Genomic DNA, 11724 nt, shown 5'->3' with positions numbered 1-11724 from the left:
ATCAAATTAACTACCTGACACAAAATATTTCTTCTGTCTCTTAGCTTTTTGTTATCCTATGTAAAACGTAAATCTTTCTTACGCAAACATACGAGTCACAAAAGATGAGTTTAACTTATATTTAAAGTAGATGACTAGAAATGAAAAAGATCTCAATAGCTTAAAAAATCTTCGATTTTTATTCTTTTGAAAACTTTGAATATTCTGATTACTGCTTTATCGTTATCTTTTGTGACTTTTGACTCCGTCGAACCTTTGGTTTGTGGTTAATTCTGAAATTAGTTTAAACAAGTTTTTAAATAAATTATAAGGCGAAAGAATTCACTGTTTAATTTTTTTAAGATGCAGACGGTTACTATTTTGCTCCGGTCATTTAAATAGAAAACCAGTAATTCAAATTCATTAAAATTTTGGTGAAAAATCTTAGTTTTCACTTTTTTTATTACTCTGGATTTTATTGTATTTCGGAATTAAAAGATTTCTGTTTTAAATATTTGTATTTCAATGTGATATATCGTATTTTGAAGAGGAGTCAAGATAGTTCATAAAATTTATATGGATAAATTGTCTGATTTATCCATATAAATTTTATAAATGATGCAGGTAATTTTGCCAATTCATACGCATTATTTTTTATAATGATCTTTATGAATTAGAAAAAATAGATTAGATAAGTGTCCAAAATAGTCGAAAAATTAACTGAAATGGGAGGATTTTTTTTAGAAATTTTGAAGCAATAAGTTTTAAAAATTGGCAGACTGTTTAATTTTTTTATGCTTAAAAGTTCATTGTTTGTTTTTTTAAGAAGAAACTTTTTATTGAAAGCATTGATTCTCGATACAAAATTCTTTCAGAATTTCACTCGAATAGACGTATGTAAAATACTTTGATGCAGTTCAACAAGTATTAAGAATGAACAATAGGCTATCAACCATCAACGAAAAAACCATCAGCTGTTCTAGCATCCTCTAAAGAAAAAAGAGAGCCTTGCGACTCTCTTTCAGTTTATTTTTCCAGCTTTTCTTTAATGTATTTTGCGGTTTGAGACTTGGTATTTTTTGCCAGCTTTTCAGGAGTTCCTGCAAATACGACTTCGCCTCCGTGTTTTCCGGCTTCCGGACCAATATCGATAATATAATCCGCACATTTGATGATATCCGGCTGATGTTCAATAACAATCACAGAATGCCCAAGATCAATTAAAGCCTGCAATGATATCAGCAATTTCTTAATATCGTGAAAATGAAGCCCGGTGGATGGTTCATCAAAAATGAAAAGTGTCTTATCAGTAGTTACTCCTTTTACAAGGAATGATGCCAGTTTTACCCGTTGCGCCTCACCTCCCGAAAGGGTAGATGAGCTCTGACCCAGCTGAAGATATCCCAAACCTACTTCGTGTAAAGGTTTCAGCTTGGTTACGATTTTGGTTTCATCATTATCTGTGAAAAACGCCAATGCTTCATCTACAGTCATATGAAGAATATCCGAGATATTTTTTTCATCATATTTCACATCAAGAATTTCACTCTTGAAACGGGTACCTTTGCAAACTTCGCACTGTATTTCTATATCCGCCATAAACTGCATCGATACACTGATTACGCCTTCACCTTTGCACTCGTCGCATCTTCCGCCATCTACATTAAAAGAAAAATGTTTAGGCTTATATCCCATCATTTTCGCTACTTTCTGTTTGGCAAACAGATCCCTGATATCGTCATACGCTTTCAGATAGGTTACGGGATTGGAGCGTGAAGATTTTCCGATCGGATTCTGGTCAATCAGTTCAATATGTTTAACCAGTTTGTGTGGAAATTCAACCGAATCATAATCACCTTTCTTACCGCCCATTCCGAGTTGTAACTGGATGTCATTGGTAAGAATTTCTTTCATTAAAGTGGATTTTCCACTTCCGGAAACTCCTGATATAACCACAAGACTTTCGAGAGGGATGTCTACATCAATGTTTTTAAGATTATTCTGGCGTGCTCCCTTTATATGAATCCATTCTTTTGTTTTTCTTCTTTTTTCAGGAACCTCAATTTCCAGCCTTCCGGTAAGGTATTTTGAAGTGAGCGTATCGGCATCTTTTAATTCGTCATAATCTCCTGCGAAAACGAGTTCTCCACCGAGATAGCCCGCTTCGGGACCAATATCGATGATGTAATCTGCCGCTTTCATTACGTCTTCATCATGTTCTACAACAATCACGGTGTTTCCGAGATCGCGGAGGTTTTTCAGTACTTCAATAAGATTTTCCGTATCTCTGGAGTGTAATCCGATGGATGGCTCATCAAGGATATAAATAGAGCCTACAAGTGAACTTCCCAAGCTTGTCGCGAGATTTATTCTCTGGCTCTCACCACCGGAAAGCGTGTTGGAAGTACGGTTCAGGGTTAAATATCCCAAGCCAACTTTTAAAAGAAACTCAAGGCGTGTGGTGATTTCATACAGTAATCTCTTGGCCACTTCCTGATCGTGTTCAGATAATTTTAAGCTGTTCATTAAAGGAAATAGTTCATCTAAAGGCAGCTCGATCATGGACTGTATGTTGTGTCCGTCGACTTTTACCCAACTTGTTTCTTCACGTAACCTGAGTCCTTCGCAGGTAGGGCAGAGGGTTTTTCCACGATACCTGGAAAGCATTACCCTATACTGTATTTTGTACAGGTTTTCCTCAAGCATTCTGAAGAAATTGTCGATAGAAGGAAAGGTACTTTTGCCGTCACCTTTCCAGAGATATTTCTTCTGTTCTTTTGTTAACTGATGGTAAGGTTTATGAATAGGAAAGTCTTTGGCTTTTTTAATGAAATCTTTCTTCCATTCACTCATGCTTTCTCCTCTCCATGATGCAACAGCATCTTCGAAAATAGATAAGGCTTTGTTGGGAATGACGAGGTCTTCATCAATCCCTATTACTTTACCATATCCTTCGCACGTAGGGCAGGCACCGTAAGGATTATTAAAGCTGAAGAAGTGAACGTTGGGTTCCAGGAATTCTATTCCATCCAGTTCAAATTTATTAGAAAATTCTTTAATGGTTCCGGTATCTGTATTTTTTAAAGAGCAGTAACCGCGTCCTTCATAAAAAGCCATCTGAATAGAATCTGCAAGACGTTGCAGGAAACTTTCGTCTTCTTCGTAAGAGAAACGGTCGATCACAAGATTCATAACCATTCCTTTTTCGGGAGTGAATCCGAAGCTTTCCAGATCTTCGATGCCGGCTATATTTCCGTTGATCTCAAGCCGGGTAAATCCTGCGAGTTTAAGAACATTGAGGGTTTCTGCAAAGTTGTCGGCATTGTATTCCAATGGCGCTGTCAGTAGAAATGAAGTTTCTTTTTTGGAAGATTTAATGAAATCTACAACATCAGAAACCGAATCTTTCTTTACTTCCTCACCGGAAACCGGAGAAAATGTTTTACCGATTCTGGCAAAAAGAAGTTTCAGATAATCATAAATTTCCGTTGAAGTACCGACGGTTGAACGAGGGTTTGAGGAAATGACTTTTTGCTGAATGGCAATAGAAGGTGCAAGCCCTTTAATATCATCAACTTTAGGTTTTTCAAGTTTACCTAAAAACTGACGTGCATATGAGCTAAGACTTTCTACATATCTTCTCTGTCCTTCTGCATAAATGGTATCGAAAGCTAATGAGGATTTTCCGCTTCCGGAAACTCCCGTAATGACGATCAGTTTGTTTTTAGGGATGAGAACATCTATGTGTTTCAGATTGTTAAGATGTGCATTCTTAACGAAAATCTGTTTTTTTATATCTATATCTGTTGTATTGGCCATAGTAAAATTAAGACTAACAAAATTACGAATTTTTTGGCGGACTTTATGTTAATAATTCCGGCTAAGTTAGGCAGATTGTTTTTGTTGATAACAGGCTTAATTTTACACTAATACTTAAAACATTTCATTCAAAAACCTGATGAAATACAATCTATTCCTGATTAATATTATTATACAGTATTTTGATTTTTTAACATTATTTTATTTGAATACTATTGTTTTATTTGATAAAATTCTATAAAATTGCAATAATGAATTTGTAATACAGAAATGGAAGAAATTTTAAAAAAACTGTTTTACATTTTCAATTAAGGAAAAAATAATGAAATTACTTCCTGAAATGCAGTTTCCCCAACTGCATTTTTTTTATGACAACTATCATTTGTATGTGTTGTAGAAGTCTGTTACTTTTGGACTCATTAAATAATCGACTATAATTCTGACATATGATTAAAAAAGCAGGAAGTATTTTTTTTCTTGGAATATTGTTTTTTGCAAAGGCACAGGAGAATTCAACGGATATCGAAACTATTGAAATTCAGGGAAAACTGTTTTCGACACCTTATAAAAGTGCCAATCAAAATATATCTGTTATTACCCGAGAAGAAATCATCAATTCTCCTGCAAAAAGTATCGATGAAATACTGCAGCAGGTGACCGGAATGGACATCAGAAGGAGAGGAGCAAATGGTGTACAGAGTGATATAGGTTTTCGGGGAAGTTCTTCGGAACAGGTTCTTTTACTTTTAAACGGTATCAGAATGAATGATTCCCAAACGGGACACAATTCCATGAATCTTCCTTTGGATCTGGATGATGTAGAACGAATTGAGATTATAAAAGGACCTGCTGCCAGACGTTTTGGTCAAAATGCTTACGCCGGAGTCATCAATGTAATTACTAAAATCAATCCCGGAAAAAGAGTAAAGATCAATGCAGAAGCCGGAGATTATGAAACGTATGGTTTAGGGCTTAATGCTCAGCTGGGAAATGAAAAATTCTCGAATTCTTTACAAGTCAATTCTTCAGCTTCACAAGGATATATGCACAATACCGATTATGAAATCAGAAATATTTTTTACCAGAGTAAGCTGAATATAAAAGACGGAAACATAAGACTTCAGGCCGGTTTTTCTGAGAAAAAATTTGGTGCTAATGGTTTTTATGCTTCAAAAGCGGCAACAGAGCAATATGAGGAAACTCAGGCTTCAGTAATAAGCGTCTCGCATCAGCAGCAATTTGGAAGTTTAAAACTTAATTCAAATGTCTACTGGCGAAGAGGGCAGGATATGTACCTTTATAACAGGGAAAAGCCCGAAATCTACCGAAATATGCATATTGGAAATAATGTTGGCGGAGAGGTAAATTCTGCTTACAACTGGGGATTGGGAACAACAGGAATCGGAGTGGAGCTGCGAAAAGAATTTCTGGCAAGTAATAATCTTGGAGAAAGAAACCGTTTTGTTTCGCAGGTTTTCTTTGAGCATCACTTTTCTTTATTAGATAAAAAATTAAATATCAGCCCGGGAATTTCGTGGGCAAATTATTCTAAAGAAGGAAATTTTTTCTATCCGGGTTTAGATGTGGGATATAATTTTAACTCTAACAATAAGATTTACGGAAATATCGCAAAAGTTCACCGTATTCCGACATTCACAGATCTTTATTATGTAAGTAAAACGGAACATGGAAATGAAAATCTGTTACCTGAGAATGCATTGTATGCAGAAATCGGTTATCAATTTCAAACGAAAAGTGTTTTAGCCAAAATCAGTGGATTTTTAAGGGATTCGAATGATGCAATTGACTGGACGAAAATAGATACCAATGACGCTGTATGGTACGCACAAAATATCGGAGAAACAAATATTAAAGGAATTGAAGCGGAAGTAAATCACAGGATGAATGATTGGCTGAAATACACCGTTGGCTATACTTATCTTGACAATAAACTCAAAAAACCGGGAGATTTTGTGGCAAGATATCTTTTGGATAACCTGAAACATCAGTTCATTACAAAACTGGAAACAAAATTCCTGAAAAGCTTTACCAATGAAGTTATTTATCGCTATAATGAAAGATTAAATAATGGCAGCTATAATCTTCTGGATGATAAATTAAGTTTTGTTAAAAAAGACTTTTCGATATATATTCTTATTAATAATTTAACAAATACTTCATATACAGAAACATTTGATGTTCCGATGCCACAAAGATGGTTCCATATTGGATTATCTTATAATCTCAATATTAAATAATTGTTAATTGTTGGTGAATTAAAGTTAATATTAACAAATTGTTAATTCATTTACATTTGCAAAAATTTTTTTTGAATGAAATTACTATTAGGTTTAAGTTTGAGTTTATTTTTAAGTACAACATTTTTTAAGGCACAGGAACATATTTCAAGTTTTAATGCAGTAACGATAACCTATAAATTTCATCCCAAATTTTTTCTTTACGCTGAAGGGCAGTCCAGAGGAATTGAAGAATATACTTACCCTGATTATTACGAAATAAAGGGCGGATTAGGATATAATCTTACTAAAAATCATAAACCTTTTGTAGGGTTAGGAAGATATGCAACCTATAAGGAACATAGCATTAATAAAGAAGAATTCAGAGTCTGGCTGCAGGATGTTATTGATTTCAAAAAAGGAATTGTAAAGTTTGAGAATAGATTCCGAGTTGAAAAATCGTGGTTTTATGAGCCGCAGACTGATAAAAACTCTCAGAGAATGCGTTACCGTTACCGTCTTAATGTTTCTGTTCCTTTAAATGCAAAGAAAATTGGTCCTAAGACTTTATTTGCCAATGCTTATGATGAGATTTTTATTGTATCGCCTATAAAGCCTGCCTTTGCAAGAAACAGAGTCTATGGCGGACTTGGATATCAGATAGACGAAACCTTCGGAGTTTTAGGAGGATATCTTTGGCAAAGAGAGTTTGAAGCTAAAGGAAATAAAAACTTTCATTTCGTTTATCTTGCATTGAATATTAACATTGATGATACGAATCCTCCGGTTAAAACCTACCAGTTTCCGGGAGCGGATTAATCAACTTTCATAATTTTTACCTGAAAATCTATAAGCTGTTCTTTGTAATCTGTATAAGCCTTATGTAGTATCGTATGGTATTCGTTAATAAAAGTGAATATAGCATCTACTTCTTTTTGAATATACCTGTCATTATTGAAATAAATATATTCTGACTGAATAAAATTATTTATCAATTCTCTATTCTCTAATGTCAGAAGATCTTTGTATGCGGATTCTTCGATAAACTGTCTGACTGTCTCTTTAAACGGTTTTTCGTTTTTTAATAATGTATATCTGTGCTTGCGGATTTCATCGACAGGCAATGTGACAAGCATAAACTGCAGTCTTGGGATAAACTGGCTGATAGCATTTTCAAATGTATCATACTCCCGATCTATAGAAGCAAATTTGAGATATTTGTTTTTAAGTGTTTCTTTATCTACATCATCTGCAATGCTGTAATAATATCTGAAAATTTTCATATCGTTTGTTGCAAGACTGTTTTTCAGGTCATTTAATTCTCTTGAAAGCGCTGGAATTAAATTTTTTGCATTTTTTGATTTATAAAGAGTCCCGTTATATTTGAATGTTTTGACAATTTTTGGATTTGCAGCAATCTGATTTAAAGTAAAAAGATCTGATTCTGCTCCATTTTTCTCATGAATAAGAGATATCATTTCATCGCTAAAGAGTTCATCATATACTATATTTTCTGGAGTTTGCAATAGGTCTTCAATACTATCTAAAACAGGATTATGGTTTTCATAATAGCTGTTAAAGTACAGACTTACTTTCTGTAGAGGATATTTTTCATTATAAAGTTCAATAAATCTTTGATTATCAGTAATTACTTCGCCTACATTTTTAATGTTATTCAGGGTCAGATATTTGCTCGTCATTATTTTACCAATCTCATCGTAGCCTCAGATCAGGATACTTGCCAGTTCATTATTTTCAGGGCTGCTTTTTGTTTTGTTCTTACGGATTCTCTCAATTCTTCTGTGCGTTTCAGGATGAGATGCCCACTGATCTTCAATTTCTACTTTTGTTTTGTTGTAACGTGTAAGATCATCTTCATTAATTTTAGGTAGCCCATTTTCATATTGATGGTTATTCCTTTCACTGAAAATTTTCATTAAAGCAGTCTGATTCTCAAATAAATTTTCCGGAAGATATTTTCCATTACTTTCGGTGTAGAACAGAAATGAGCTATTGAACGCGGCATTGCTAAGATCAAGTCTTAGTAAAGAGGATATTTGCTCTTTGGGATTGGTGACATAGGTTGCAACTGCATCAGCGTGAAATTCCATTTCTCTTCTTAGAGAGGCATTATTTTGAAAGATAAAGTCTGAAGAGAACTTCAGGATATATTGAAATACACTGATAAAACCAACGGAGATCATTCCCGAAAGCTGAAATGCCCAATATCCGGACCCGTTTTTAATTGTCTGCTCATATTCTCTATTGTTGTAAACAGTATCAAAAATAATTTTTTCAGCCTGGTTTACATATCCTCCGATTTTCATACTTCTCTGCGAAAAATGCCCGAACTCATGTGCTAAAACAGCTTTAAGTTCACCCACTGTTGTAGAATTTATCAATCCGACTCCGATGGTCAGATTTTTTTTAACCGGTAAAAACATACTCCAGAAAAGGGAATTATAACTTACACTGGCATTCACATCCGGAGATAGAAATACTTTTCCAGGCATTTTTACTGATGTTTCAGCTACAATCTCATCAATAAGAGCAAAAAGTTCAGGCTGTTTTCTGCGATCAACTTCAACCAGATGGCGATTACTGTAATTATTTTTAATGAAAATAAATTTTATCAAAAAATAAAACACCACAAGTCCAATACTAAATAGTCCTAATGCAAGAACAATTGTCAGGTAATTAGCATGTAAGGTAATGATTTTTACGGCACCATATCCCAATAAAAAGATTAAGGCGAGAGAGATCAGAATTAAAATGAAATATACAATAAAAAATACTGTTATTGAGATAATTGCAGAGATCAACTTAGTTCGGTAAGCCGTAGAAATTGAGGGTAAGTTATTAGTCATTTTGTTTTTAATATTTTTCTATCAGATAATGATATGCTTTTAAGTATTTATTAAATCTCTTAATATCTTTTGGAGTAAGCTCCCGGTTTACTCTTCGCAAATCCATATTATCACGAAGGTCGTTTAGCTTTACAGCAACGGCAAGAGGAGAGCGTTCCGTTCTTCTTATAAAATCATCATATTCTTCTTCAGGATCAAATTTTGTAAGACAACTGATGGCGAAAATTATATACTCGGGAAATCCTTCGTTTCGGAGATAATCCAGACTGAATTCCTGCGGATGATCTTCAACAACATCATGTAGTACGCCCACAATTTTTTCGTCTAATGTTTTGCCGTATTCCATTACGCGCATTACGTGGCCGATGTATGGAACGTGATATTTGTCGGTTTGGCCTTTGTGTGCCTTGTCGGCTATTTTTATGGCTCGGTTGAGCAGTTCTTCTTTTGTCATTTTATCTAAAGTAGACTGCAAAAATAAAAAATGCCTACAGATTTTCAGACATTTTTTGATGAATTATTTTTGATATATTTTTAATCCGTTTTTCTTTACAGAAATCTTATTTTACTATTCTTTTTTAGGAGGCAATTCGGGCTCTGGTTTCTCAGGCTTTAATGAGTTGAGCATTTTATAATCTGTAGTATCTTTTCTTTTGTCTTTAAGGCTTGAATACATCGATTCATCGGGTTTTACAGAAGGTATTTCATACATTTTCTTTCGATGATCCTTAGGTTTCATATTCTGATTGCGGGGATCAAATGTGTGTACTTCCGCAGTATCCTTTTTAGGTAATACAAGTTTCTTTTGTTGTGCTGAAATCGACACTGAAATAATTATAAATGAAGCTAATACTATTTTCATCACTAAAAATTTTAAATAAAATGATACTTATAAATGATACGACAATTCAAGGTTTTATTTTATTACATTTAAAAATGATTTAGATGAAATTTTTCTTACAACAAAATAAAAGCGTCCCAAAAAATTGAGACGCTTTGAAATCAAATTTATATATAAAAGACTAATAAGCTCCTTTTTCGATATAATGAGCAGCAATTTTCTCTGTCAATGCCACGATATTAGGATGGTTGGTGTATTTCGTAAACCTTCTTAAACCTGAAAGCATCATTCTCTGTTCATCGCCTTCAGCAAACGAAACAATTCCTTCTTTTGCAGCAACAATTATTTTTTCTACTGCTTTATAAAGGTTTAATTGAGCCATTGCAGCTTCCACAGATTCAGGAGAGAAATGTTTTTCTGCTCTTAAAACAGCAGATTCTGCCATATAAATCTGGTTAAGAATTTCAGAAGCATTTAATAATAAATGTTGCTGTTTCTCAATATCCATCATATATTTTTGAAGCGCAGCTCCGGAAACCATTAAGAAAACTTTTTTAAGATTTGCAATAATTGATTTTTCCTCACTCATAAAAGCAGAATAGTCAGGAACATCAAATGAAGGAATTCCCATCAATTCTTTGCTGATCGCCATTGCCGGAGATAATAAATCTAATTCTCCTTTCATCGCTCTCTTAATCAGCATTCCAACCGCTAGTAATCTGTTGATTTCATTAGTTCCTTCATAGATTCTTGAAATTCTTGAATCTCTCCAGGCAGCTTCCATTGGGGTGTCTTCAGAGAATCCCATCCCGCCGTACACCTGAATTCCTTCATCAGCTGTATGTTGTGCTAAATCTGAAACGAAAACTTTAAGAATTGAACATTCCACTGCAAATTCTTCAACACCCTTCAGTTCTGCAGCCTGATGATCCATTCCACCGGCAACCAGTTCATCAATTTTATCCTGAATGTTTTTTGCTGCTCTGTAAGAACCAGCTTCGCTTACGAAAACTCCCGTTGCCATTTCAGCAATTTTCTTTCTGATTGCTCCAAAGGTTGAAATAGAAACTCCAAACTGTTTTCTCTCGTTGGAATATTGAATAGAATGGTTTAAAATTCTTCTTTGAGCATCCAGACAAGCTGCTGCTAATTTGATACGGCCAACGTTCAGCGCATTCAAAGCGATTTTAAACCCATTGTTTCTTTCTCCTAAAAGATTTTCGACAGGAATTTTCATATCATTAAAGAAAACCTGGCGGGTAGAAGAGGCACGAATACCCAGTTTATGTTCTTCCTCACCAAAAGTAAGACTTTCAGGATTTTCCAGTTCAGAACGATTGATTACAAAACCTGTGATATTTTTATCATCATCAATCTTTGCAAACAAAGTAAAAGTATCTGCGAATCCTGCATTGGAAATCCACATTTTCTGTCCGTTGATGATGTAATGTTTTCCATCTTCAGAAAGTTTGGCTCTTGTTTTCCCTGAGTTGGCATCAGAACCTGCATCCGGCTCAGTAAGGCAATATGCTCCGAATTTTGTTCCTGTTGCCAGATCCGGAAGGTATTTTTGCTTCTGAGCTTCCGTTCCGTAAAGAACAATTGGCAACGTTCCGATTCCGGTGTGTGCTCCATAAGCGGTAGCCAATGAACCGGTCACACCTGAAAGGTAATCGCAAGCAAGCATAGTTGTTACGAATCCCATTCCAAGACCGCCATATTCCTCAGGAACCGCAATTCCCAGCATTCCCATTTCACCTAGCTTACGCATTACTTCTTCCGTAAAGGCATAATCTTTTTTCTCGAAACGTTCTTTTTGTGGAACTACTTCTCTGTCTATAAATTCCTTCGCAGAATCGCGAAGCATTTTTTGTTCTTCATTCAGTTCTTCAAGACTGAAGATTTCGTTTGCAGGAACTTCCTTGATTAGGAATTCGCCACCTTTTACTATATTTCCCATTTAATACTTGATTTTTTATTA

The 11724-nt window shown here is 34.7% G+C and carries 8 protein-coding genes; 2 read left to right on the top strand and 6 right to left on the bottom strand.

Annotated features, from left to right (window positions below; translation table 11 throughout):
- Positions 1–1005: 1005 nt before the first annotated feature.
- Positions 1006–3798, bottom strand: coding sequence for an excinuclease ABC subunit UvrA (uvrA, locus tag BLR30_RS05440; protein ID WP_089855873.1), 2793 nt, complete (start codon positions 3796–3798; stop codon positions 1006–1008).
- Between the two features lie 446 nt (positions 3799–4244).
- Here uvrA and BLR30_RS05435 point away from each other — a divergent pair, with 446 nt between their 5' ends.
- Positions 4245–6056 (top strand): TonB-dependent receptor plug domain-containing protein, encoded by a 1812-nt coding sequence (locus BLR30_RS05435; protein ID WP_089855870.1) that lies wholly within the window; start codon positions 4245–4247, stop codon positions 6054–6056.
- Positions 6057–6131: 75 nt separating this feature from the next.
- Positions 6132–6854, top strand: a complete 723-nt coding sequence (locus BLR30_RS05430) for a DUF2490 domain-containing protein (protein WP_089855868.1) — start codon at positions 6132–6134, stop codon at positions 6852–6854.
- Here the strand turns inward: BLR30_RS05430 and BLR30_RS17855 are convergent.
- The 5 genes from BLR30_RS17855 to BLR30_RS05410 form a co-directional block, all read right to left on the bottom strand.
- Positions 6851–7735, bottom strand: a complete 885-nt coding sequence (locus BLR30_RS17855; protein WP_228400720.1) for a hypothetical protein — start codon at positions 7733–7735, stop codon at positions 6851–6853. The two genes, BLR30_RS05430 and BLR30_RS17855, sit on opposite strands and share 4 nt — an antisense overlap.
- Positions 7736–7759: 24 nt before the next feature.
- Positions 7760–8902, bottom strand: a complete 1143-nt coding sequence (locus BLR30_RS17850; RefSeq protein WP_228400719.1) for a M48 family metalloprotease — start codon at positions 8900–8902, stop codon at positions 7760–7762.
- A 7-nt stretch (positions 8903–8909) separates the two neighbouring features.
- Positions 8910–9356, bottom strand: coding sequence for a phosphohydrolase (locus BLR30_RS05420; protein WP_089855866.1), 447 nt, complete (start codon positions 9354–9356; stop codon positions 8910–8912).
- A gap of 114 nt (positions 9357–9470) precedes the next feature.
- On the bottom strand, positions 9471–9764 hold the full coding sequence (locus BLR30_RS05415; protein WP_089855864.1) for a hypothetical protein: 294 nt from the start codon (positions 9762–9764) through the stop codon (positions 9471–9473).
- Between the two features lie 160 nt (positions 9765–9924).
- Positions 9925–11703, bottom strand: coding sequence for an acyl-CoA dehydrogenase family protein (locus BLR30_RS05410; RefSeq protein WP_089855862.1), 1779 nt, complete (start codon positions 11701–11703; stop codon positions 9925–9927).
- Positions 11704–11724: the final 21 nt, after the last annotated feature.

This window comes from Chryseobacterium taeanense (genome assembly GCF_900099685.1).
GTDB classification, from domain to species: Bacteria; Bacteroidota; Bacteroidia; order Flavobacteriales; family Weeksellaceae; genus Chryseobacterium; species Chryseobacterium taeanense.
Note: the sequence above shows the minus strand (reverse complement) of the source record. Positions and strands in the feature narration are given on the sequence as shown.